At 70.4% G+C, this 23,173-nt stretch carries 20 protein-coding genes; 11 read left to right on the top strand and 9 right to left on the bottom strand.

The window, feature by feature from the left end; all coding sequences use genetic code 11:
- Positions 1-31: 31 nt before the first annotated feature.
- Both IPQ09_30675 and IPQ09_30670 read right to left on the bottom strand, forming a co-directional pair.
- Positions 32-1,759, bottom strand: coding sequence for a protein kinase (locus tag IPQ09_30675; GenBank protein MBL0198508.1), 1,728 nt, complete (start codon positions 1,757-1,759; stop codon positions 32-34).
- Between the two features lie 166 nt (positions 1,760-1,925).
- Entirely contained in the window at positions 1,926-3,083 is a 1,158-nt protein-coding gene (locus tag IPQ09_30670) for a formimidoylglutamate deiminase (protein ID MBL0198507.1), read from the bottom strand.
- Positions 3,084-3,240: 157 nt separating this feature from the next.
- Between IPQ09_30670 and IPQ09_30665 the strand changes: the two genes are divergently transcribed.
- The 3 genes from IPQ09_30665 (at position 3,241) to IPQ09_30655 (ending at position 4,475) form a co-directional block, all read left to right on the top strand.
- Positions 3,241-3,450: an addiction module protein gene (locus tag IPQ09_30665; protein ID MBL0198506.1), complete on the top strand. Its 210-nt coding sequence runs from the start codon at positions 3,241-3,243 to the stop codon at positions 3,448-3,450.
- Between the two features lie 279 nt (positions 3,451-3,729).
- Positions 3,730-4,218, top strand: a complete 489-nt coding sequence (locus IPQ09_30660) for a hypothetical protein (protein MBL0198505.1) — start codon at positions 3,730-3,732, stop codon at positions 4,216-4,218.
- Positions 4,219-4,316: 98 nt separating this feature from the next.
- Positions 4,317-4,475 carry a hypothetical protein gene (locus IPQ09_30655; GenBank protein ID MBL0198504.1) on the top strand — a complete coding sequence of 53 codons (159 nt, stop codon included), beginning with the start codon at positions 4,317-4,319 and terminating at the stop codon, positions 4,473-4,475.
- Between the two features lie 6 nt (positions 4,476-4,481).
- On the opposite strand, the gene IPQ09_30650 is transcribed toward IPQ09_30655, so the two are convergent.
- Both IPQ09_30650 and IPQ09_30645 read right to left on the bottom strand, forming a co-directional pair.
- Positions 4,482-5,555, bottom strand: coding sequence for a hypothetical protein (locus IPQ09_30650; GenBank protein MBL0198503.1), 1,074 nt, complete (start codon positions 5,553-5,555; stop codon positions 4,482-4,484).
- Between the two features lie 10 nt (positions 5,556-5,565).
- Positions 5,566-5,925, bottom strand: a complete 360-nt coding sequence (locus IPQ09_30645) for a hypothetical protein (protein ID MBL0198502.1) — start codon at positions 5,923-5,925, stop codon at positions 5,566-5,568.
- A gap of 957 nt (positions 5,926-6,882) precedes the next feature.
- On the opposite strand from IPQ09_30645, the gene IPQ09_30640 reads away from it, so the two are divergent.
- From IPQ09_30640 to IPQ09_30615, 6 genes are all read left to right on the top strand, one after another.
- A complete protein-coding gene (locus IPQ09_30640) occupies positions 6,883-9,237 on the top strand; it encodes an endonuclease/exonuclease/phosphatase family protein (protein MBL0198501.1) in 2,355 nt (784 codons plus the stop codon).
- 139 nt (positions 9,238-9,376) lie between these two features.
- Positions 9,377-10,120: an SUMF1/EgtB/PvdO family nonheme iron enzyme gene (locus IPQ09_30635; protein ID MBL0198500.1), complete on the top strand. Its 744-nt coding sequence runs from the start codon at positions 9,377-9,379 to the stop codon at positions 10,118-10,120.
- A complete protein-coding gene (locus IPQ09_30630) occupies positions 10,117-10,443 on the top strand; it encodes a hypothetical protein (protein ID MBL0198499.1) in 327 nt (108 codons plus the stop codon). Before IPQ09_30635 ends, IPQ09_30630 begins: the two co-directional genes overlap by 4 nt.
- A gap of 46 nt (positions 10,444-10,489) precedes the next feature.
- Positions 10,490-11,350 carry an SUMF1/EgtB/PvdO family nonheme iron enzyme gene (locus IPQ09_30625; GenBank protein MBL0198498.1) on the top strand — a complete coding sequence of 287 codons (861 nt, stop codon included), beginning with the start codon at positions 10,490-10,492 and terminating at the stop codon, positions 11,348-11,350.
- A 443-nt stretch (positions 11,351-11,793) separates the two neighbouring features.
- Positions 11,794-12,267, top strand: a complete 474-nt coding sequence (locus IPQ09_30620) for a hypothetical protein (GenBank protein MBL0198497.1) — start codon at positions 11,794-11,796, stop codon at positions 12,265-12,267.
- A 59-nt stretch (positions 12,268-12,326) separates the two neighbouring features.
- Positions 12,327-13,136: a Uma2 family endonuclease gene (locus IPQ09_30615; GenBank protein ID MBL0198496.1), complete on the top strand. Its 810-nt coding sequence runs from the start codon at positions 12,327-12,329 to the stop codon at positions 13,134-13,136.
- A 67-nt stretch (positions 13,137-13,203) separates the two neighbouring features.
- Here IPQ09_30615 and IPQ09_30610 read toward each other — a convergent pair whose 3' ends face one another.
- Entirely contained in the window at positions 13,204-14,445 is a 1,242-nt protein-coding gene (locus IPQ09_30610; GenBank protein MBL0198495.1) for a metallophosphoesterase, read from the bottom strand.
- Between the two features lie 410 nt (positions 14,446-14,855).
- Between IPQ09_30610 and IPQ09_30605 the strand changes: the two genes are divergently transcribed.
- Positions 14,856-16,853 carry a DUF4173 domain-containing protein gene (locus IPQ09_30605; protein ID MBL0198494.1) on the top strand — a complete coding sequence of 666 codons (1,998 nt, stop codon included), beginning with the start codon at positions 14,856-14,858 and terminating at the stop codon, positions 16,851-16,853.
- Positions 16,854-16,913: 60 nt separating this feature from the next.
- On the opposite strand, the gene IPQ09_30600 is transcribed toward IPQ09_30605, so the two are convergent.
- From IPQ09_30600 to IPQ09_30585, 4 genes are all read right to left on the bottom strand, one after another.
- Entirely contained in the window at positions 16,914-18,440 is a 1,527-nt protein-coding gene (locus tag IPQ09_30600; protein ID MBL0198493.1) for a HAMP domain-containing histidine kinase, read from the bottom strand.
- Positions 18,437-19,144 (bottom strand): response regulator transcription factor, encoded by a 708-nt coding sequence (locus tag IPQ09_30595; GenBank protein ID MBL0198492.1) that lies wholly within the window; start codon positions 19,142-19,144, stop codon positions 18,437-18,439. Before IPQ09_30595 ends, IPQ09_30600 begins: the two co-directional genes overlap by 4 nt.
- A 74-nt stretch (positions 19,145-19,218) precedes the next feature.
- Positions 19,219-21,225, bottom strand: coding sequence for a VWA domain-containing protein (locus IPQ09_30590; GenBank protein MBL0198491.1), 2,007 nt, complete (start codon positions 21,223-21,225; stop codon positions 19,219-19,221).
- 67 nt (positions 21,226-21,292) lie between these two features.
- The gene (locus IPQ09_30585) at positions 21,293-22,171 is read right to left on the bottom strand and encodes a hypothetical protein (protein MBL0198490.1); all 879 of its coding nucleotides are present in this window, start codon (positions 22,169-22,171) and stop codon (positions 21,293-21,295) included.
- A gap of 156 nt (positions 22,172-22,327) precedes the next feature.
- Between IPQ09_30585 and IPQ09_30580 the strand changes: the two genes are divergently transcribed.
- Positions 22,328-23,086: an amidohydrolase gene (locus IPQ09_30580; protein MBL0198489.1), complete on the top strand. Its 759-nt coding sequence runs from the start codon at positions 22,328-22,330 to the stop codon at positions 23,084-23,086.
- Positions 23,087-23,173: the final 87 nt, after the last annotated feature.

The following is a 23,173-nucleotide window of genomic DNA, read 5'->3' as shown; positions in this document are numbered from 1 at the left end:
AGGCAAGCGTTCCCTGTCCGCCCGCCGCGGCTCAGGGATCGAACGTTCCGTATTTGGGAGCTGGCGCGGAGGCTGCCGGCGCAGGTCGCTTCGCGGGGGTCGCGGATCCGAGGGTGGCCGGGACGGCGGGGGCCTTCCGGCTTGTGATGCCGGCGGGGGCTGTCGGCGTCGGCGTCGGTGTGGGCGGTAGCGAACGTAACGGCGGGACGCTCGGCGCGCTCGGCGTCGCGCTCACCAGGGTTACGGCCCCGTTCGTCGCTGGGAGGGCGGGCGCGGTCGTGGAGCCTGACGGGATCGCGGCGCCCGTCGAAACGATCGAGCTCGACGGACGGACGTCTGGCGACGACCTCGTCACGTTCAGCAAGTGGGCCGCCATCCCTCCGAGGCCCACCAGCGCGACCGCCCGGATCACTCCCCAGCCGTAGCGGGATCGAGGACTCCCCGAACCGGCGTCGCTGGACGGCGCGACGTTTGGCGCCAAGAAGGCGCTGGGGCCGGAGTCTCGGCCCGGCATGGGCGCGGTTTGATCGACCGCGCGGGCCTCGAGCGGGATGGGAGCAACGTGACGGACCGTGGCGTCAGAGTCGATCCCGCCGCCCGGACTGCCTCGCACCGCTGCCCGGGGCGGCGTATCGCGAGGCGAGGATGACCTCAGTCTCGTGGTCGCCAAATCGCTGTCGTCGAGGTGGAGCGGGAGCCTCTTCGGAGCAGCGACCGCTGACGTGAGCCTCCCCGCGACGTCGGGCACGGTTCGCTCGCCGACGGGTGACGTGCCGACGGCCCCTGGATTTCTATCGGTTCGCTCGCCGTCCGCGCCGCGCGGATCGCCGCTCCGAGCACGCTCTCGCTCGAGCTCCGAGGGTAGGTGGGGCGAGCGCGGATCGGCTCCCTCCAGGCTCCGAGCGGGCTCCGCGAGCGGGAGGAGGGCGCCTCGGAGCTCGCTCGCATTCGCGTACCGCCGCGAGGGGTCCTTCTCCAAGCAGCGCTGAATGACGGCCCTGTAGGCCGGAGGCAGCGTGGCGGGGAGAGTGGGAGCGCTGGTCCGGATCGCGTTCAGGACCTCCGTGATGCTGCCCTCGAAGGGCAGCCGCCCCACGACGACCCTGTAGAGAATGATGCCGAGCGACCAGATGTCCGCGCGATGGTCCACGTCGCGCGACGAGCTCGCCTGCTCGGGGGACATGTACGACGGGGAGCCGATGATCGTGGAGACCGTGGTCGTGTCGCTCACCTCGCCAACCCGCTTCGAGATCCCGAAGTCGATGAGCTTGGCGGCCGTGTCGCCGTTCGCCTTCTTGACGATGAAGATGTTCGCCGGCTTCAGATCGCGGTGGACGACCCCTTGCCCGTGGGCGTCCGCGAGACCCTCGCACACTTGAGCGAGAAGCCGGGTCGTCTGCGGAAGCGTGAGCGTACCGCGGACGATGGCGCCCTCGAGCTCTTCTCCCGCGAGGAGCTCCATGACGATGTAGATCGTCCCATCCGGGAGCAGACCTGCGTCGAAAATACTCGCGATGGCCGGTGAGCGCACTTGAGCCAAGATTCGCGCCTCGCGGAAGACGCGCTCCCTCATCATGGGATCCCGCATCGTCGCGTCGAGCATGACCTTGATGGCGACGGGCTGGCCGAGGACCAGGTGAGTCCCTCGAAGGACCGCTCCCATGCCGCCGAACGCGAGGACCGAATCCACGCGGTACCGCCCGTCGATCACCTGACCGACGAGCGAGGTCACCCGCGAGGGTGCGGTCGCGCTACCCATGGCTCACGGTCCGTAGTTTCGCCAAGATCAGCGGGCGTGTCGACAACCCTCGGCGAGCTGCGTGCGCCGGGCCCAGCCACTGCTCGCCGCGCCGTGCGCGTAGCGAGTGTGTGGCCGCGACGACTCCGCGAACCGCCGCGTCACGCGCGCGCTGCCTGAGCAGGCTTCAGCAGGCTCCCGGGCTCACCAGGCCCGGGTGGCCGCTGAACACGATGGCGTCGAGGAGGTGCTCCTGCTCCACGAGCGCGAGCGTGGGGTGCAGAGGGTCGATCGCGAGCTGTCCCGCCGGGCCGTCGAAGCCGCACGCGAGCGCGCCGTGCAGCGAACCCTCGCGCCAGAGCTGCTCCGCCGGGGTGCTGGCGCCAGGCGGCGGAGAGAAGGTGACCCGGGCCTTCGTGCGCAGGCGCTCGTGGGTCTCGAGCGCCCGGAGATCGTCGAACGGATCGGTGAGCACGTGGCTATCGATGCCCGTGCACAGCCGCGTACCGGAGGCGCGGAGGGCCGTGAGGTCGGGGAGGCCGTCGCCGAGGTCGCGCTCCGTCGTGGCGCACACACACGCGAACGCTCCGGCCTCGCCGAGCAGGCGCGCCTCGTGCGGGGCGAGCTGCGTCGCGTGGACCGCCACGAAACGGGGGGAGAGCACGCCGAGGTCGGCGAGCAGCTCGGCGGGGCGACGGCCGGTCTCGGCGAGACACTCGTCGACCTCGCGCGGCTGCTCGGACACATGCATGTGCAGCGGCAGACCGTGCTGCTCGGCGTACCGCGCGAGCGGGACGAGCAGGTCGGGCGGCACCGCGCGCACCGAGTGCGGCGCGATGCCCACCACCACGCGAGGATCGCCCGCGTAGAGCGCGCGCAGGGCCTCGACGTCGCGGAGCACGTCGTCGACGTCGCGATCGCAGAAGCGCCGCTGCCCGGGCTCGGGCTCGCGCCCGGGGCCCGCGCGAAAGTAGGCCGTGCGGAGGAGCGCGATGCGGAGGCCCTCGTCGAGCGCGGCCTGCACCACGCGCTCGGCGAGCTCGGTGCGGCGCGCGTAGGGCGTGCCATCGGGTGTATGATGCACGTAATGGAACTCGCCCACGGTGTCGATCCCGGCGCGCCGCAGCTCGCGGAAGGCGACGCGGCTGATGCGCTCGATGCTCTCCGGCGTGAGCGACGTGGCGAGGCGGTACATCTGCCCGCGCCAGGTCCAGAAGTCGTCGGCGCCGCCCGTGCCCGGGCCTGGGCGCTGCGCTGTGCCGCGCATGCCGCGCTGGAACGCGTGCGAGTGGGCGGTGGTCAGCGCGGGGAGGAGCAGCGAGCCTTCCGGGGAGCGAGCGAGCACCGCGCGGTTCTATCACCTCCGCGGCGCGCAGGCTCGCCGTGCGCGGTGCGTGGGTACGACTACGTCATCGAGAGCAGGCGTCCCTTGAGTAGGTGACGAGCACCGCGCGCTCGTCGGACGACAAGACCCGATCGGCCCGCTGTGGCATACTCTTCTGGTGCCTCCCTCCCGCCTCCTCGCCGAAGCCCTGGCCCTCCCTCCCGAAGAGCGCGAAGAGCTCGCCACGGAGTTGCTGCGCTCGCTTGAGGTGCCTCCGGGGCTCTCGCTCGACGACGTCGACGAGATCGAGCGCCGCGCGGCCGACGTGATCGAGGGACGCGAGCCTGGGATTCCGTGGGAAGCCGTGAGGCGCAGGATCGGCCTCTGATTCGGTTCCATCGCCTCGCCGAAGCCGAGCTTGCCGCAGCCGTCGCCTGGTATGAGCGCCGGTACCCGGTACGAGCTGGGTCGCTGCCTGCGAGCTTGAGGCGCACCCCCTGCTCATAGGGAAACAAATACACGAAGCCCATTGTCACGCACTTCTCTTGGCGTAGCGTCATGGGCTGGAGGGTGGATGGGCGCCAAGCACTGGCACGAGTACGCGGAGCTGGCGGGGGGGCCGCCGGGCCGGAAGCGATCAGGCCCACAGCCTGTCGGGCGGGGAGCCGTGAAGACCGTGAAGGTCATGCACTCGAACACGCGAGCACTGGCTTCTTGCTGGGTCATGTTGTGCGCGGGTGCCTTGCTGATCCATTGTTCCGCGACCCCCGCCCCCAGTCCCACGCCCGACGCGAGCGTGGCGGCGGAGGCCGGACTGGACGCGCGCGAGCCGCCGAGGACGGACGGATCGGTTGCGGCGTGTGGCATTCCCCCCGGCCTCACCCTCGACGAGGAGCCGCGTTGCACGACGAGGTCACCCGGGCTCTTCACCGAGTACGCGATGTCCATGCAGGCCAAGACGTATCACGTCGATCTCTGCAACGTTGAGGAGTCGGAGGTTCCAAGGGATCAGGGGGCCTTTGACCAAGAGGTGGTCGGAAGCGCACCGTTTCTCAAGAGCAATGGCGATTTCGTGCGCACATCGGACTGCGCTTCGGGGTCGGTCACCGTCGATAGCGGGAGCGTCTCTCGAATCGTGTGGATTCGTCAGAACTAGCCCGAGACGGATCATGCGAAGCTCCATCAAGCACTCGGCGCCCTGGCCCCCTCGGCGGGGACTTCCTGGGCGACGACGAGATCTTGGCGGCGGTGGGCGTGGCCGGGAAGACCTACGCGGAGATCTTCTGGCCGAGCGTGAACGCGAGCGACACGCTGGAGTTCAGCAACGTGGGAGGTGCGAACCCCTACAACCCCTACGGCGAGTACCAGGTCACGGTCAATCAGGCCCACAGCCTGTCGGGCGAGGAGTCGTGATGGCCCTCAAGGTCTACGCGACGGCAGTTGTCCCCTTCTGGGCCATCGTCTCCGCCGGTGTCTTGCTGTGGCCGACAAGACCCGGTCGTAGACGGCCAGCTCGGCGATGGACCCGTCGAAGTACGAGCCCACGCTGGTGTTGCCGCCCAGCGCGGGGGCCGAGGCGAACCCGACTGTGTTGGTGGCGGTCGAGAACTGAGAGGTCCCGTTGATGAGGTTCTGCCACGCGCCCGCGGCGCTGCGCACTTCGTAGCAGCTCGGACTGGTGAGTGTGGCCGTGAGGGCGCCGCAGTCCTTCCGAACCGTCGCGCCGCAGTCGTCCCATACTTTGCTGTCGGTGTAGGGCACGTGCGCGGCGTCGGCGCTCGACCCCATTGTCCAGAAGCCCGCGCGCGCCGCCGTGCCGGGCGTCTGGGACGCGCGCTTGTGGATCACGAACACGTGACCGGAGGTGAGGCCCGCGAGAGAGGCGCCCAGGGTCAGAATTTTCTCTTGGCCCGCGGTCGAGGCGTCGAAGACCACGGCGGGCCGTCCGCCCACGAGCGTCGCCCCGGTGGCGACGAGCGGCTGCCGAGTCGAGGTGGCTTGGGTCGCGTCGAAGCCGTTTCCGGTCAGGTCTCGCCAGCTCGACACGTTCAGGTTGGCGTCTGCCGTGATGCCGAGATCCGCGCGAAGCCACGCGCGGCACCCGGCGAGCGACATGGGGAGAAAGCCGAGCTCCGGCCCCTCGCGCACGTGCACGCGCACCTTGGCGCTGCCCGCTTCGTCGAGCTTCAGTCGAAGCCGAACGAACCCGAGCGCCGGCCGCACGCCGATGTCGATGCCGGAGAAGACCGCGTGGGCAGCGGAGGTGTTCGCGAGCACCTCGGGCTGGCCCGGGTTCTTCTCCACCCAGTTGCGACCGTCGGCGCTGGTCTCGAGCTGCACCGTGATGTTCTCGGTGGAGCCGATGCGATCCGCGATCACCTCGATGGTGTAGCTCTCCAGCTCGGCCAGCACATCGTCGAGGTAGTTGGCGCTGTAGACGGGGCTGTCGCCGTTGATGATGTCGTCGAACGCGAGGATGGGCTCACCGGGCATGGCGAGGCCCTCAGGACGCGTCGCGCCCAGTGACCCAGAGCTTGACGTGCGCCATCGTCGAGGTCGCGATGGTGAGCGACAGGCGAACGAGGCCGAGCGTCGGGGACGTGCCGGGATCGTAGCCATAGGCCACTTCGGTGGAGCCCGCGGTGAGGTCCGCGGCGGCGATCTCGGCGGCGCCGGACGACTTAGCTATCCAGTTGACGCCGTCTGCGGAGTGCTCGATCCGCACAGTGAGCGTGCCGTTGGTCGTCACCTGGTCGGAGACGGCGAAGAGTGCGAGCTTGTCGACGCTGCCGAGCTTGTCGTAGAAATCGGGCCGGGTGTAGACGACCGTCCCCGCGCCAGAGATGAAGTCGTCGAATACCAAAATGTTGAAGCTTCGCTATGGTGATCCCTCCGGGCAAAGGGAGCCTGCGAGCCGCGGTTGGCCCCATCCCCCTTGCTCATAGTGAAACGGAAAAAAAACCGGTTGTCAAGAACTTCTTTTGGCGTAGCGTCATGGGCTGGAGGGTGGATGGGCGCCAAGCACTGGCACGAGTACGCGGAGCTGGCGGGGGGGCCGCCGGGCCGGAAGCGAGCGCCCGCGCGCAGCGACGCAGCGACGCCCGCCGCGACGCCCACCCGCGTGCGACACACCCATGAGCTCGCGTCGATCGCCGGTGGGCTCCCCAGGTCCAGGCGGCCGGGCGCGGTCCCGCTGCCGCCCGCGGTCGACGCGAACGGCCAGCGGCGCGCGCGGCACGCGCACGAGTACGCCGAGCTCGCGGGCGGGCCGCCCGCGTGGGCGAAAGACAGGCCGAAGAAGGTGCCTTGCCCGTGCAGCCCGGTCCACTCGGTGGCGGAGCGGCGGACGCGGATAGGCCGCCACGCGCACGACTTCGCGGAGCTCGCGGGCGGCCCGGTGGCCCGCAAGCCGAAGTCGGCGGCGTGCCCGTGCGACGTGGGCCCGGTGGTCGCGCCCAGGCCGCCGGCGAGGTTCGAGCGCCAGTCGCCGACAGGGGCTTTGGGGGCGCCGCGGGTAGGGCGACGAGCGGTGCCGGCGTTTTCACGCTCGGAGGCACGCTGGCTGTCACGGGGCGGTTCTTTCGTAGCGCCGAGGCGGGCGAGCACGCTTTCGATGGCTCCGTACCGCAAGTCTCACGCCACGGCGGCGACCCCGGTGGCCATACGGCCGACGAACGGAGACGGGCTTCCGGCGACGCAGGCCCCCCGGCCGGAAGTGGAGTGGCCATGGCTGAGCCCGCCGGCCGGCGCCCCGGCTCCCCCGCCGGCACCGCCCGTGGCGTCTCTGCAGCGAGCCACCGAGACCCAACGCGTCCGCATTTTGACGTTCAACACATGGGGCGTTCTCGGTGTTGAGCCCGAGCGGGCGAGGCGACTGGCCCAGCGCATTCGAGACCACGCGCGGGGTTTTGATGTCGTCCTCCTCAACGAAGTATGGGGAACCGGCTCGAACGAGCCGAGCTCGACGGCCGGCGGCATCTTTGGTGCGGTCGTGGGGTGGTTCCTGGGGGGGCCGGGCGGGGCGGTTGCTGGCGGAACGCTAGGAAGCACGCTCGCGGGGAAGCCCGTTCCCCGGAGCTCTGGTCGGGCCCAGCGAGACGAGTATTACGACATCCTCAAAGACGAGTTTCCGTACGTGATCTACATGACCCTCGGGCCGGGGGCGGGCAAGCTCTGGGGGCTCGGGAAGGACGCAACCGACAGTGGGCTCATGGCGTTCAGTCGCTACCCGTTCGTCGAGGCCCAGAACGACGGGAACACCTACCCGGGTGACATGGGCTCCGTCGTTGCGATCTCCAACGGCGTGTTCATCAACCCCGACCCCTACATCCGCTTCCTGGAATTCAACCACAGCTGCGGATCGACAACGGACCAGCTAGCCGCGAAGGGCGTCGTTCTCTTTCACATCGCGCCCCCCGGCGGACGCATCAATATCGCTCTTACCCACACGCAGGCCGAGAGCTCAGAATGCGCAGTCGCAGCGCGAGAGCGCCAATTGCACTATATTCGGGCGCTGATCGACGACCGCGTGAGCCCAAGCCGAAATCAGACAACGATCATCGCCGGCGACCTCAATATCGATGGCTACATCGCGCGGGACGACTCGGCAGAATCGCCGGGCACAGCGCCAAGAGCGGAAGAGTACCGTCGCCGAATTTGGGGAAACCTCGACTCCCGTCCGTACTTCGACGCCTGGCGCACAACTTCCCCGAGGGACGAAGGCACCACGTACAACATGGGGGAGTACGGCGGCGATCTCAACACAGGATACGTGGGCGCGCGCCGGTTCGACTACTTCTTGCTCAATGGCGATGGCTACCACGCACCGGGCGCGCTGACCTGGGCCGCCGGCACCCCGAGCTTTCCGTACGCGACCTTCTCGGAACCGAATGCGCGGTGCGTCAATTGGATACGTACCACGCTCCATTCCACCACGTCGGATCACGTCGGGCTCGCGATGGAGCTTGGCCCGCGCGCGGCCTTCTGCAATCCGGCGATGGCCACGCTGCCAAGAACGAACGGCACGCCGTTTGGCGTCGCGCTGCCGACCCCGGGCGCCGACGCGTGGTTTAGGCTCCCGCCCGGGACGTACACCCTTGGCCTGGCGAAGGGGGAGGTTGAGTCGGGGATGCGCCTGGACGTGTTCTCCGCTGAAAACCTGAGTCAGCCTCTTCGACCCCTCCCGCGGAGGCAGCGCGTCCTCACGGTAGAGCCCGCTCGGTGTAGCGCGGGAACGGTTCGCAACCGGGTTCCGTGCACCTACGAGACGGATCGATTCTTCGGCGGCGACGGCGAGCTGTATCTGCGGGTCTACAGTCCCGACGGCCTCACCTACGGTGAGGCGAGCCTCCTCGTGCTGAAGCACGATTGCGCGAGCGAGGACACGGCCTGCGAGCTTCTTCCAGCGAAGCCTCTGACACCGGCGGTTCCGCTCAATAAGCCGTACACCGGCTATTTTACGTTCTCCTCTATCGCCACCGCCAACCCAAGAGTGCCGCAGACGCTCGTCTTCCAGGGAACAACGCTCGATGGCACGGACCCGCGCAGCCCCGACCTGTCGTTGGAGAGGGAGGGGCTCCCGGTTCGGTCATTGCTTCCTTCCGACAGTAGCGCGATTGCCATGACCGAAGAGGCTCATGAGGCGAACTACCTCCTGAAGGTGTCACGCCCCTCCGACACCACGCGCTACTCGGTGGGTGTGGTGACCGATCTGACGTACGTGAGCGGCGCCAAGGACGACCTGCCGCCGTGGATGACGGCGGGCATATCCCCGCCGCCCTCTCCCATCGCGTTCAAGCTCGTGTGCCTCGAAGAGGGTGGGCTAGGCATCGGCGACGAGGAGCTCAGCGTCAAGGTGGTGGCCGACGGCGTTCAGGTCGCCGGCCCCATCTTTCGCGACGACCTTGACGCCGACGAAGCCATGGACCTGTCTGCGATTCCGAACTTCGGATTTGTCAAGCGGGCCTATCTGCTCATTGAAGAGCACGACGGCGACCTCGTCACCGACCCCGTTCAGGACACGGCAACGCTCGAGCTCTACAAGTTGGACCCCATGCGGCCTGAGGGAGCCAGTCATCAGCAGGTCATCACCCTTCATCCTGTAGGCGACCCGCGAACGTTGAACGGGCCCACGGTTCAGTTCCAGTACCACACCTCGCACTCGAAGGTCCCATGACGAGTCCTGTGCGCTGGTCGCGTCGGGTCGCCTTGCCGCTGAGCGGGTCGCAGCGGTGGCGTGCAGCGCGTCGACAACCCCCGATTCGGGGGGGGCGGGGCCCTCCGCGCCCAAGTGTCCTTCGGGGCGCGGCCCGGCGATGGCGCTGATCGCCCAGGAGGGAGCGCGGACCTTCTGTATGGACAGCACCGAGGTTACCCGCGGTCAGTACCGGGCGTTCGTTGCGTCGGGGGAAAAGCCGGCGGCTCTCCGCGAGCTCTGCAAGGCCAACGTGACCTTCGAGCCCGTCTCGTGCGTCGTCAAACCTCCGCCTTGCTCTGGTCCCGAGTGCGACACGCTACCCCAAGTGTGCATCGACTACTGCGACGCGGAGGCCTTCTGCGCATGGTCGGGCAAGACGCTGTGCGGCACTGACGACGGGCGGGAGCTCTCAACGGCGGAACTGGATGACCATTGGAAAAATGTGTGGTTGCGGGCATGCCACGGGCTAACGAGTCCGACAGACACCGGGACGCTATATCCCTACGGCAACACGTATTCGCCAGACACGTGCAATACGGCCGATAGAGCGGACACAGGCTGCGCTACTTCTCCGGCAACCTGTCGCCTGACGGCCGCGGGGTCCCTTCCGAATTGCCACAGTCGAGGCGCGTATTCCGGGGTCTTTGATCTCATGGGAAACGTCTGGGAGTTCGTCTACTACGTTGAAGATCCTTCGGGCCCATCGCCGAGCGTCTTCTACGGGGGCGCACCGTACAATGTCTCTTTTGCCGGTCGGGTGCTCGGCTGCGATCTTGGCATGAGCCCGTTCGGAGCCATATCCAAACAAGAAGGCACTGGTTCGATCAGTGTCGGCTTCCGATGCTGCGCCGTGCCCAAGTGAGCGAGCCGTCGCATCCCGCGCTGCCCGTGAACGCGAGCGACACGCTGGAGTTCAGCAACGTCGTGCTCGAGTCGTTTCCTACCTTTCGCCTCGTCGAGACGCCACCCATTCGGCTCCCCGTCGTGGGCCCCGCCGAGATTCGCCTCTACGAGCTCGCGACTGACTCGTCCACTCCCCGACTCGTGGATCAGTCGGCCACGATCGTCATTCCCCCGCTGACCTCGGACGGCGACTCCCGCGCGATCACGACCTCGCTCGAGGGGGCCGGCCTCTACGAGGTGCAATATCGTCGCTCGCGGACTCTCGGACCCGGCCATCCGTGATCTCCACCCATTGGTCGTTGACAGTGCAAAGAGGTTGGAGTCCACCATGATCGCATTGTTTCCGCGCGGGTCTCGCGTCGTCGCCGCGGCGGCTGCGTTCGCGCTCGTGGCGGCGTGCAGCGCCACGCCGGCCCCACCCGGCGCAGCCGACGCTGGCGGCGCGCCTTGCCCCTCCGGGCGCGGACCCACCATGGTGCGGGTCGTCAGCAAAAGCGCGGGCACGTTCTGCATCGACAGCACCGAGGTGACGCGCGACGACTACGCGGGCTTCACCCGCGAGGTCGCCGGCGGGAAGATGACCTCGAAGCTGGTCGCGTGCGCGAACGACGCCGACCCCACCCCCGACGCGACGTGCCTGAAGGACCCGCGTGTCTGCAAGGGCGACGCCTGCGGCAGGCACCCCCAGGTGTGCGTCGATCTCTGCGACGCCGCCGGTTACTGCGAGTGGGCGGGGAAGCGGCTCTGCTTCGCGGACGCACGCACAGCGGGCGCGCGCACTCCGCTGAGAGAGGAGTGGGAGCTCGCCTGCAGCCTCGGAGTCAACCCCGACACGGGGCGGAACTTTCGCGACTGGCCGTACGGTGACGGGCAACAGCTGAACGCGGAGACCTGCAACATCGGACTCCGCTCGGGCACGGGCTGCGGGCCCAACCCGACGGGCTGCAGCACGCTGCCGGTGGGGTCCCTCCCCGACTGCCAGGGCTCCGTTCCGGGCGTGTACGACCTTGGGGGCAACGTCATGGAGTTTGTGGACGTCGGGGCGGCGACCCCGGCAGGAGGTGCCGCCGTCGGACCTTCGTTCGCGTTCGGACGGACGGCCTCCGAGGCGCTCTCCGCCAACTGCGGGTTTCTGCTTCGTGGTGCCACGCGAGACTTCGAAATCGGCTTTCGGTGCTGCGCGGACTGAGCCTCGTCGGCCCGGGGGAGACGACGTCGAGCCGCTCTGACAGTGAGTCCGCGACGTACACGCCAGCGTCCGGGCGGACACCAGCGCGGCCACAATCATCGGCACTCGCTTTCCAATCGAGGAGGGCCATGCGCAGTGTTGTAGCCGTGCTCCCCGCGCTCGCGTTCAGTTCGGTGGCCAGGTTCGCGTTCGCGGTGCCCGCGGGCGCAGACGAGCCCACCCCTCCACCAGCGACTGCGGCAGCACCTCCGCCGGCGGCCTCCAGCGCGCCCGCTGAGGACGGTGGTCCCCGACCGCCAGTGGGGGCGCTCTCTGCTATCGGCGGCTCCACCGCGGTTGCGCGCGAGGCGAGTCCCCCGTCCAACCCGCGCGCCCCGCCGCCGTCGAACCCCTCGCGAGCTGAACCCAGGACGAGGTGGGCCCCGAACCAGCCCCTCTTGCTCGTGGGCGCCGGCCTGGCGCTGGTCGGCTACGGGCCGAACTTCGTGGCCGGGTTGCCGAGCGCGGCGGGGGGCGTCGCGCGGGGGATCGTGCTCGTCTTCACTCTCTCCACCGCGTGCTTCGGGGAGCGCCCCTCGGACGTAAAGAACTATATCTGCTTCACGGGCCAGCATGGGGCGGCGCAGCTCCTCATCCCGTTTGTGGGGCCGATCACCTTCGCGAGCTCTCACCCTCGCGACACCGTCCTCAACCCGGACGGCAACCCGCTCTCGGGTACCACGAGGGCCCTCCTCTACACGAGCGCGGCGCTGCAGATCGCGGGCGTCTCGTCGGTGCTCTTGTCGCTCGCCCTGGGTCGCAGCGAGCCCGTTCAGGAGAAAGCCGCGGCGGGTCCATCCATCTACGTGGCGCCCCTGGAGTCGTCGGGCGTCGCAGGCGCCACCGTCGGCCTTTCGCTCGGCGTGCAGCGCTGGTAGCGCCCGGATGTCGCCATCTCGCCGCTGGAGTCGGCGCGGCTGAATGCTACGCTCCGAGGGTGACCACGAAGGGCTGGCCCATCGATCCGAGCGACCCTCGCGCGCCTCCCGAGGACGTGTGGCAGGGCCTCTCCCCAGCCGAGCAGGCCCGTGTGTACTCTTCACTGCCTTCGGAGCTCCCTCGCGCGTCGCCCCCCGAAGGTGATCCGCACCGCCTCCCGAAGACCCGCGCGCTCGAGGCGCTCGGCGAGTATTTCCGCCGCATCGGGCGCGGCGTGTACCTGGGCTCGGAGCTGCCCGTCTACTACCCGAACGAGCCCATGTTCGCGCCCGACCTCATCGCGGTGCTCGACGTGGATGCTGACAGGCTGGGCGAGCGCGAGCGGTGGATGGTCTCGCACGAGAAGCGCGGGCTCGACTTCGCGATGGAGGTGACTCTCCACGGCGACAAGAAGAAGGACCTCGAAACCAACGTCATCTGGTACGCGAAGCTCGGGATCCCAGAGTATTTCGTGCTGGACGCGCGCACCACGCGCCTCATCGGCTACCGCCTCGACGAACGCGACGAACGCGAGCGCGTCTACCGATCGATCGTGCCGCAAGGAGGGCGTTGGCCTTCGCGTGTGCTCGGGCTCGACCTCGCGCTCGAGGGGCGCCGCGTGCGCTTTTTTCATGGATCTGCCGCGCTCCCGGAGGCCTCCGAGCTGATTCAGCGGCTCGAGGGCATGATGGACGGCCTCACCTCCGGAAAGGAGACGGCCGAGCGGGCTCGCGAGGAGAGCGAGCGGGCTCGCGAGGAAGCCGAACAACGCGCGGAGCGCCTCGCCGCGAAGCTGCGTGAGCTCGGGGTCGATCCGGACGCGGTCTGAGCCTCGGCAGGCCCCGAGCGGGCTCGTTGCGGGCTGGTTCACAGGAGGACGATGCGCTCGGATGCGCTCAGCCCACGCAGCAACGCTTCGAATGAGCGAGCTCCACGAGCGCGGCCTCGCTCGGGCAGCCGGGCCTCCACGGATACCAGTCGCCGAACCCCGCGGTGGTGTAGAGCCGCGAGTCTCCTCGAGAGTAGGGGCCCCAGAGGTAGCGCTCAGGCCATAGCCGCTCTCCCACGGACTTCTCGTGAAAGCCGATCTGTCCGCCGTGGGTGTGGCCCGAGAGCACGAGAGCGACGCCCCGTGCATGCGCGGGATCGAAGCCCTCGGGGCGGTGGGACATGAGAAGTCGAAAGTCGGCCTCGCCGCCGGCGCGCTGAAGTGCGCCGTCGAGGTGACGCGCGAGCCGCGGTCGAAGGTCGCCGCGCATCCACACGGGATCGTCGACTCCAAGAATCGCGAGCCGCGCGTCGCCGACGGCGACCGTGCGCGCGTCGTTGACGAGGAGGTCTATGTCCGAGCGTTCGAAGATCCTCCGCGCGCTCGCCGCGCCGTGGAAGTGCTCGTGGTTGCCAAGGCAGGCGAAGGCGCCGAGGCGCGGCTTCAACGCCGCGATCATGTGCAGCGCCGGAGCGAGGAGCGACAGGTCCTCGGCGACGTCGCCGGTCAGCATCAGCAGATCGGGGCGGTCGGCGCTCGCGAGGAAGCGCTCGAGATCGTTCAGGCGGCGAGTGCAGCCGAGGTGGAGGTCGGAGAGCTGGAGGATTCGGAGTCCAGCGAGCTCCTGTGGGAGCCGCGGGAAGTCCATGCGCACTCGGCGCGTGCGTGGGAGCGCGGCGCCGGTGACGAACCCAGCCACTCCGACGCCCAGGCCCGCGGCAGGCAACGCGAGCGTCGCCATCGCGACGATCGCGCGGCGGGCGGGTCGCGGCTCGCGAGCAGGCACGTCTGCTCCGTCGGCTTTTGCCGTGGGCTCGCTCCCGCGAGGCTCGATCGACACCGCAGGAGCGAGGAGCAGACGGTTCAGCGCGCGCCCCACCAGGACCGAGGGCACGAGGCTGAGGCACAGGAGCGCGAGGAGCGGGAGCAGCGCCATCGCGACGTCCACCCCGTAGCTCGCGAGGGGACGAGGGAGCGCGCCCCAGGCGACGTGCGCTCCCACGACCAACAGGGCCACCGCGGCGACGGTCCGCCGCGCGGCGCGCGTGCTCGCGAGGCGAAGCGCGGCGAGCCGGGCGAGGACTACGGAGACACCGAGCAGCGCGGACTCGAGGACGAGCGACTCGCGGAGGCGAAGGAGGGCGATCATGGCTCGCGCCCCCAGCGCCCCCCGCGTCCCCAGGTCTGGTCGCCCAGCTCGGCGGCGATGGTCCGCTCGGTGACTTCATCGACCGAGGGACCTGGAGACGCGAGCTCGAGCAGGGACAGAAGCGGTCTCATCGGGTGACCTCCACTCGAGAGCCTGGGGCCGCGACGTGGACGCACCGCGGAGGGCGCGGGAACAGGGGTTGAATCGTGTGTGAATCGCGCGTGAAAGGACGCCGCGCGAGGCGCCGCTACGGTGGCCGTCGGCGGCGCGCTGACGAGCCCGCCGGACGCGTGTGGACCTCGTGTGAACGGGCGGTGAATCCCGTTCGCAGCCTCGACACACCCGTGAAACATCAGTGAATCAAGGGGTCTGGCGCGTGACTACCCACGAGCGCGCGGTACCGTCCGTGGATGCACAACACCTCGTCGGGACCCCCCATTCCCTTCGCCTCGTCCGCTCGCCCCGCTCGCCCCGTTGACGCCGTGGCCTCGGCCGGTGCTCTCGCCGAAGGGCATCCCCTCGGCGAGTGGGCATATTCGGCCTACTCGGGAGCCGCGCACCCGTACCGGCCCGAGCCCGCGTCGGAGCCGATCGTGGCCTATCCACAATATCGCACGATGCCCGCGCGGCCCCGCGAGCTCGTCGCCGCGGTCGCCCTCGTCGCCCTCGCCGACGTGGCGTTCGTGCGGTCGCTGGAGATCCCCGAGCCGCTCTCGATCCGTGGGGTCACGGCGTCGCTCTTCTTCCTCGCGGTCCCGACGATCGTCGTCCTCGCGGCGCGCGCGCGGCGAGTGACCGCACGCCTCGCGATGGCCGGGCTCCTGTTCCTCGCGATCGCGGCTCGATGTGCGCTCGCCCCGACGCTCGGCACCGTCCTGCTCGGGCTCCTGGGGGTGTTCGCGCTGGCGGTCACCCTGCGGAGCCGGCGCGCGTTCATGACCGACGTCGCGCTCTCGCTCGGCGCGACGTTCACGACCACGCCCCGGCGACTGTGGGCCGCGGCGGTGGGAGCCCGGGGCGCGCTGATGGGTCGCCCGGGCACGAGGAGCCTCGCGCCGATCGTCGTACCCCTCGCGCTCGTCGCGGTCTTCGTGGGCATCTTCGGCCTCGCGAACCCCCTCGTCGGCCGTTGGCTCAGCGCGCTCTTCACGCTCAAGCTCCCCTACGTGGAGCGCATGGTCGCTTGGGTCCCGATCGGCGTGGGCGCCGTGCTCCTGCTCCGGCCCGCTGTCCGGCCGTGGAGCAGAGCCGAATCGGCCGAGACGGACACCCAGGCCGACCGAACGTCACTCAACATCGCGCAGAACGCGATGCTCGCGCTGAACACCCTCTTCGCCCTCTACAACGCGCTCGACGCAGCCTATCTCTGGGCCGGATCGCCACCGCCCGGGGTCAGCGAGCGTGCCTATGCCCATCAAGGCGCGGCGTGGCTCACGTTCGCGATCGCCGCGCTGACGGTCGTCGTGGGGGTCCTGTTTCGCGGCGCGCTCGCCCATGATCCGCGCGCCAAGCTGGGGCGGGCGCTCGCGTTCGTTTGGCTCGGCCAAGGTGTCGTCCTCGCGCTAGGGACCTATCGGCGCCTCGCCATTCACATCACGACGAGCGGCTTGTCGAACATCCGAATCCTCGGAATGATGGGCACGACGCTCGTCGTGGTCGGGCTCATTCAAGTGGGAATGAAGCTCTCGAGGCGGCGCTCGTTCGCGTGGCTCCTGCGACGTCAGCTCGACGCGCTCGCGATCGGGCTCCTTCTGTTCTGCCTGATGCCGACTCACCTCATCTCGGCGCGTATCAACCTCACACGCGTGATGGAGCACGAGTACCAGGCGCTCGTCCACGTCGAGGAAGAGGTCCTGGAGGTCGAGAGCGCCGCGGCCCTCCTCCCCATGGTCGACCACGACGACGAGCGCATCCGTCGCGGCATCGCGGCCCTCCTGCTCGACGAGCGCGACACCCTCCGCGCTGGTCGGCTTCATCATGGGCCGTACCGTGACTACGCGACGACCCACACGCTCCGCAGGCTCGAGGCGGCCTCGCCGAAGCTCGAGGCGGTGCTCGGAGACGTCGCTCGCGTCGACGCCATAAGGCCGTTCGAGTACATCCGAAACTCGGCGATCGAGGGGGAGATCGCGCAGTCGGAGATCGCGAAGGTCGAGCCGGCCGTCTCGAGGAGAGAGAAGCCCCTGCGCGCGTGGATGGACGAGGCGCGCTCGAAGCTCGACGCTACGCGGGAGTCGATCAGCGTGTCCGTGCCTCAGCCACTCGCGGACGAGAATCAGTACAAAGTCATCGTGACGGTCACTCGAGGCGACTCGAAGCGCGAGATCGAGCTCGTCGTCGGGCGCTTCGAAGGGACGCGCGACTGGACGATCCGTGACGTGCGCGAGCTCACGCCGCCGTCGCGCTGAGGGCCCGCCCGCGGCGGTCAGCGTTCGCGCGAGGTCATCGTTGGGGGCCAGCGCCTGCCCTCAGGTCGATGCCTCCGTCGGGCGCTCGACGGCCCGCGCGAGCTCCCCCACGAGCGCAGGCAGCGTCACACGGATCGTCGCGCCGTGCTCGCCGGTCTCTGCGCTCGCTGAGCCGCCGTGGGCGACCGCCACGGCGTGTACGAGCGCGAGGCCTAGGCCCGTGCCGCGCTTCTCCCCTCGGGTCGTGAAGAAGCGCTGAAACACTCGCGGGAGGGCCTCGGGCGGGATGCCCGGGCCGTTGTCGTGAACCTCGAGGTGGACGACCTCTCTCCCGCCCCCGTGGGTCGTCGTGAGCGACACCTGCACGAGCCCCGGCTCCGCTCGCGCACCGGCGAATGATGCCGCGTTGTCGAGGAGCTCCCGAACGAGCGCATCCAGTCTCCGGCGGACGCCAAACACGAGGTGCGGGCCGCGCGCTTCGGCGGAGAACTGGACGCCCGAATAGCGAGGGTCCTCCGCGAAGCGCACGACCGCGGCACCCAGAAGCTCCGCCAGGTCGACGCGCTCGCGATCCTCGCGCGGCATGCCTGCTTCCGCTCGCGCGAGGTCGAGGAAATGGCTGACGAGCGCGTCTAGCTTTGTGGCGCTCGATCCGAGGGCGCGGGCGAGTCGCTCGCGGCGCGCGTCGTCCACCGGGGCCTCGAGCGCCTCGGCCACGGCCGTGATGGCGGCGACAGGGCTCTTCATCTCGTGCACCACGTCGGCGACGAACGCCTCGTTCTCGGCCCGCCTCCGCGCGAGCGCGCCAAGGAGCGAGTTGAGCGCCGAGGCGAGGTCCCCCACCTCGTCGGCGTGTTCGGCCAGGTCTGCGTTGGGGCTCTCGGAGCTCGCTTTTTCGAGCGCCTGCCGCCGGAGCCTGGCAATCGGAGCGGTCACCCTTCGCGCCGCCCAGAAGCCCAGCGCCATCGCCAGCGGTGCGGTCACGAGCGAGAGTCGCAGCAAGATGCGGCGCACGAGGTAGACCTCCTCGACGGGGCGCGCCGAGCTCTTGTCGACGTACACCACCCACGCCCGGCTCTCCCTGTCGTGCGCGGGCCGCGTGGCGCGGCACACGCGGAGGCCATCGCGCGCGCAGTCGATGTAGAGACCGCGCGCGAGCGCGTAGGAGACCTCGGGCCGCGCGAGGATGGGCGTGATGGAGTCGTAGTCTCTCGAGGTCTCGGTGGAGCGGGCGAAGAAGAAGAACGCCTCGACCGGGTGCATGGCGTCGCGCGGATCGTCGCGGTCGACGTCGAGCGCGCCTTCCACGCCCACCCGCGGGACGACGCGGATCCGCGCCCGGTACTTCTCGGCGATCGCGACCACCCGCGCCTCGGACGGGCGATCGTAGGCCTCCACGTCGAGGGTCACGGCGTCGGTGGCGTCGAGGGTCTTGCGCCACAGCGCCTCGGGCACCGTGCGCTCGACCTGGCTCACGACGAACACGAGGAGTGGGAGCGACAGGCCCGCGAGCGCCACGGCGAGGAACACGCGCAGGCGCAGCGAATAGCGCGCCGAGTCGCGGAGAGGGTCGTCTCGCCGGCTCATGTGCGGAGCCGATAGCCGGCGCCGATGACGGTCTCGATGCCCGAGAATCCCGGCTCGATCGCCTCGAGCTTGCGGCGAATCCGCCTCACGTAGGTGTCGACCAGGCGATCGTCGACGACGCCGTCGTCGCCCCGCGCGAGCTCGAGCAAACGGGTGCGCGAGAGCACGACGCCCGGCCGCCGAACGAACGCCTCGAGCAGTCGAAACTCAGTCATCGTCACGGTGATCGCCGTCCCGCGGTGGCGGGCCTCGACCCGCTCGGTGTCGAGCGTGAGGTCTCCACACACGAGCGCCGTTTTACCTGCGCTCGCGGCCTGCGCCTGCGGCGCGTCTTCACGCGCTGCCTCTCGCCGAAGGAGCGCGGTGACGCGGGCGAGCAGCGCGCGGGTCGAGAAGGGCTTCGAAACGAAATCGTCCGCGCCGAGATCGAAGCCGAGGATCTCGTCGACCTCGGTGTCTCGAGACGTCAAGAGAACGATGGGGAGCTTCGAGCCGCGCGCGCGAAGCTCCCGCACGAGCGAATACCCGTCGAGGTGCGGGAGGTTCACGTCGGTCACGAGGAGGTGCGGCGGATCGCGCGTGAGGGTCGCGAGCGCCTCGCGCCCGTCTTTCGCCGTGGAGATCTCATGGCCGGCGTCCGTAAAGGCCAGCGTGAGCACGTCGAGCAGCGCAGCGTCGTCGTCGACGAGGAGGACCCGGGGCATTCCACGCAGGATAGCGCTCTTTCGCGCGTGTTCGGCGCCGGCAGGCGTGGGTCGCGCGCCGTCCGAGCGCGCCCTCAGCTCGCGACGCCGGCGCGGGGCCGCATCACGACGCGGAGCGTGAGCTCGGCGGCGAGGAGCGCGAGGAGGGCGAGGGCGAGCGTCCAGGAGAGGTCGACCTGGGTGTGGGCGGAGCCGCCGGCGCGCGCTCCCTCCCGCGAAGGAGGCGCGGCGCGCGGGCGCGTGTCGAGCTCTCGCGGCGAGGCCGACACCACGCGGCGCTCCGCGCGATCGCCCCGCGTGAGCTCGTACGCGCCCACGAGGCCGGGGCTCGTCCGGACGCCCTCCGCGTCGCGGGTGGTGGCGAGGGGCTCGCCGTTCGGGTCTCGTATCGCGGCTATCGCGAGCGCACCGTTCCCGTCCTCGCGGAGCAGCCACGGCGCGCCCACCTCGGTGCGGCGCCGCTCCGCCCGCGACCGCGCGACGTCGGCGAACGCGTCGAGGAGCGAGAGGAAGCCCGGGCGCAGCACCAGATCGCTGCCATGGACCGAGAAGGGGAGCGCGACCACCCACACCACGCCCGCGCCCACGGCGCGCCTCGCGACGAGCGGGCTGCCGTCGGAGAAGGCCAGCAGGGACTCGAAGGTCGGGATGTCGGTGGGGCCGAGCGTCGCGCGGTCGGGCGCCCCGAGATCGCGCAGGCTCGGGGCGGCCTCGGCGAAGAGGGCGTGCGCGGACTTGGGCTCGGCGCCGTCGGGCTGGGGCGCGCCGCCTGACACGTGGCCGGGGTTCTTTCCCCAGGTGACTGCCTGCGTGAGCACGGGGGCGAAATTTGCGCCGAGCGGGGCCTGGGCCGCCCGCGGGCCGAGCGCGAAGAGCGCGACGCCGCCTCGCTGGAGGAATGCGCCGAGCGCGGCGCGCTGCTCGGGGGTGAGCCCGGGCGGATCGTCGACGACGACGCCCGCGAACGCGGCCAGGTCCTCGAGGCGGTCGGGGAGCTGCGGGAGCGGGCGCAGGGCGAGCTCGGTGTGGAGCGCGGCGTAGGCCTGCTCGACGACCGGGCTGCCGCCGGTCACCACGGTCTCGCTCGCAGGATCGGCGACGACCGCGAGCGCGGTCGGGCCGGCCTCGGTCAGCACCGGCGCGGCGTCGTTGCTCGCCACCGCGTCGGCGCCTGCCAAGCGCGCGACGAGGTCGTCGGGCGCGTCGGGCGCGACCGTGATCGACACCTCGGTCGCGGAGGATGTCACGCCGGGCGAGCTGCCGAACGCGCGGCTGCCGTCGCGTGAGCGCACCTCCACCGAGCGCCCCGCGAACGTCTCGCCCGGCGTGCACGCGACGCGCACGCGCACGGACGTGCCGGCCCGGTCGGCGGTGATCACGGCGCAGTCGGTCACCTTCTCCGCCAGCTCGGGCAGCGGCGCCCACACGGGCAGCTTGCGGTCGGCGCCGAGCGGCGCGCCCTCGGGGTGGCCGTCGGCGCGATCGCTGAGAAGGACAAGTTTCTTGTCTATCTGCGGCAGCCCGGTGAGCAGGCCCTCGGACATCGCCAGGGCCTCGACGAGCTCGGTGGCGCGGTCGCTCGGGCGCGCGTCGCGCAGGGCCGCGCGCACGGCCGCGAGATCGGTGGTGGGCGCGAGGAGGACCCGCGGCGGCGCGCCCGCGAGCACGATCGCGATCGCGTCCCCCTCGCGCGCGCTCGAGACGAGCTGCTCGGCCCCCGCGACCGCCGCCGCGAAGCGCGTCTTTCCGGAGGGGAGCGTCGCCCGCATGCTGCCCGAGTCGTCGAGCACGAGGGCGAGCGCGACGGAGGCGCCGCCGTCACGATCGAGCGCGAGGCGCGAGCAGGTGACGAGCGGGGAGGCGCCGAGGAGCGCGAGCACCACGACCGCGAGGGCGCGCACCGCGAGGAGCGCCCGGTCCTCCAGGCGCGAGCGCTTGCGGGCCTTCGGCGGCGTCGCCGTCACGAGGTGCGCGGGCGCGAACGGCACGACGTCGGCCCGCTGTCGCCGCAGTCGGTGGGCGAGCACGGGCGCCGCGACGAGGAGGGCGACCGCGAGCGCCAGCGCGGTGACGAAGCTCACGCGAAGGGGGTATCACGAAGCGCGCCGCGGGCCAACGCGCGCGGCGCGCGCGGCCGCCGTGCGCGAGTCACCTAAAGAAATCCTGGTTGATCCAGAGCTTGCCCGAGGGCGTGGTGTGGAAGCCGCACGCGACGCCGGTGTACGAAGGCGAGGTCATGTTGATGTAGTGGCCGTGATCTTTGTATGGCTCGCCCGGCCCCTCCGCGAACATCTGGGCGAGGCAGTCGGAGAGCGTGGCCTCGGGGCTCTGGCCGGGGTAGTTGGGGCACGCGTTCTGGGCCGACTCGTGGCAGCGGCCCATGGTCGCGTGGGGACCGGCGCTCGTGTCCGAGGCGGCCTCGCTGTCGACGCAGGCCTCTTGGTCGGGGCGGCGGACCACCGGCCGCACGCCGACCCGCGCGCGGTACTCGTTCGTGCGCGTGACGCATAGCTGCCGCGCCGCCTCGAAGCGGTCGCCCGTGGTCTGAGGCGGGACCTGAGGCGGGACCTGAGGCGGGACCTGAGGCGGGACCTGAGGCGGGACCTGAGGCGGGACCTGAGGCGGGACGTGAGGCGGGCCTCCGAAGCGAGCGAGGCACGCGGCCCCGAGCGGCGTCACCGAGCAGGCGGCGTTGGGCTTGCAGTCCGCGTCCGACGCGCAGCCGCCGCAGGTGCCGCCGGCGCAGTGGGAGAACGCGCACGCGAGATCGGCGTCGCTGGCGCACGGGAACCCGGGCGCGCGCGCGATCGCCGGTCCGGGTGGGGTCTGCGGCCCGGGTGGCGGCGCGTAGGGGGTCGCTGGCGGGACGCCGGGTCCGTAGCCGGGTGGCGCGTACGGCCCGTACGGCGGCTGCGGGGGCGGCCGGGGCGGCCGCGTCTCCTCGGCGCGGCAGGCCGCGACGAGCAGGCACGCGAGCGCGACGCGAGCCGGGAGCCGCCGCAAGACCGGGGTGGGGGCGCGCCTCATGCCGCATTGTCGCGCCTCCCCCGCCGGAGGTCACGCGCGGCGGCGAAGGCCTCGGTTGCGGCCTCGCCGAGGCGAGATACGCTCGGCCGCGTGAGCGCTCCCCAAATTGTCGACGCGTGGATTCAACACCCCACCCCCGCCTTCGCGCGGAACCCGATGTTCCAGACCCTGCGCCGCTGGAGCGCCGACGCCGAGGTCCCCGACGAGATACCCCACGAGCTCACCACGGCGGCCCTCACCTCGGCCGGCGTGACGCGTGCGCTGGTCACCGCGTGGTGGGGCCCCTCCGGGCCGCTGCTCTCGAACGACGAGGTCGCCGCCGTGGTCGCCTCCGCGCCCGAGCTCTACGTGGGAGTGGCCTCGGTCAATCTCTCTCGGCCGATGGACGCCGTGCGGGAGCTGCGGCGCGCCGTGAAGACCCTCGGCTTCCGCGCGCTGCGCATGCTGCCGTGGCTGTGGAACGCGCCGCCGAACGCCGCACAGTATTATCCGCTCTACGCGGAGTGCATCGAGCTGGGCATTCCGTTCTGCCTGCAGGTAGGCCACGCGGGCCCGCTGTGTCGCTCCGACCCTGGGAGGCCGATTCCCTATCTCGACGAGGTGGCTCTCGACTTCCCCGAGCTCGTGATCGTGGGCGGGCATATCGGGTATCCGTGGACCGACGAGATGATCGCGCTCGCCACGAAATACCCGAACGTGTACATCGACACCTCGGCGTACAAGCCGAGCCGCTACCCAGCGCAGCTCGTGGCCTACATGCGCGGCCACGGGCGCCGAAAGGTGCTGTTCGGGAGCAACTACCCCATGATGCTCCCGGGCAGCTGCCTCGCCCAGGTCGACTCGCTCGCGCTCGACGACGAGGCCAAGGGGCTCTTCCTGAGCGGCAACGCGAAGCGCGTGTTCAAGCTCGAGTGAGCGCGGCCTCGCCCCGACACGCGCCTCGTGTCGCCGATGTGTGCAAAGTGCACTTGAATGGCGGCGCCCGCGACGCCGCCCGCGGTG

The sequence above is a fragment of the Myxococcales bacterium genome (genome assembly GCA_016720545.1).
Taxonomy (GTDB): Bacteria; Myxococcota_A; Polyangia; order Polyangiales; family Polyangiaceae; genus JAAFHV01.
Note: the sequence above shows the minus strand (reverse complement) of the source record. Positions and strands in the feature narration are given on the sequence as shown.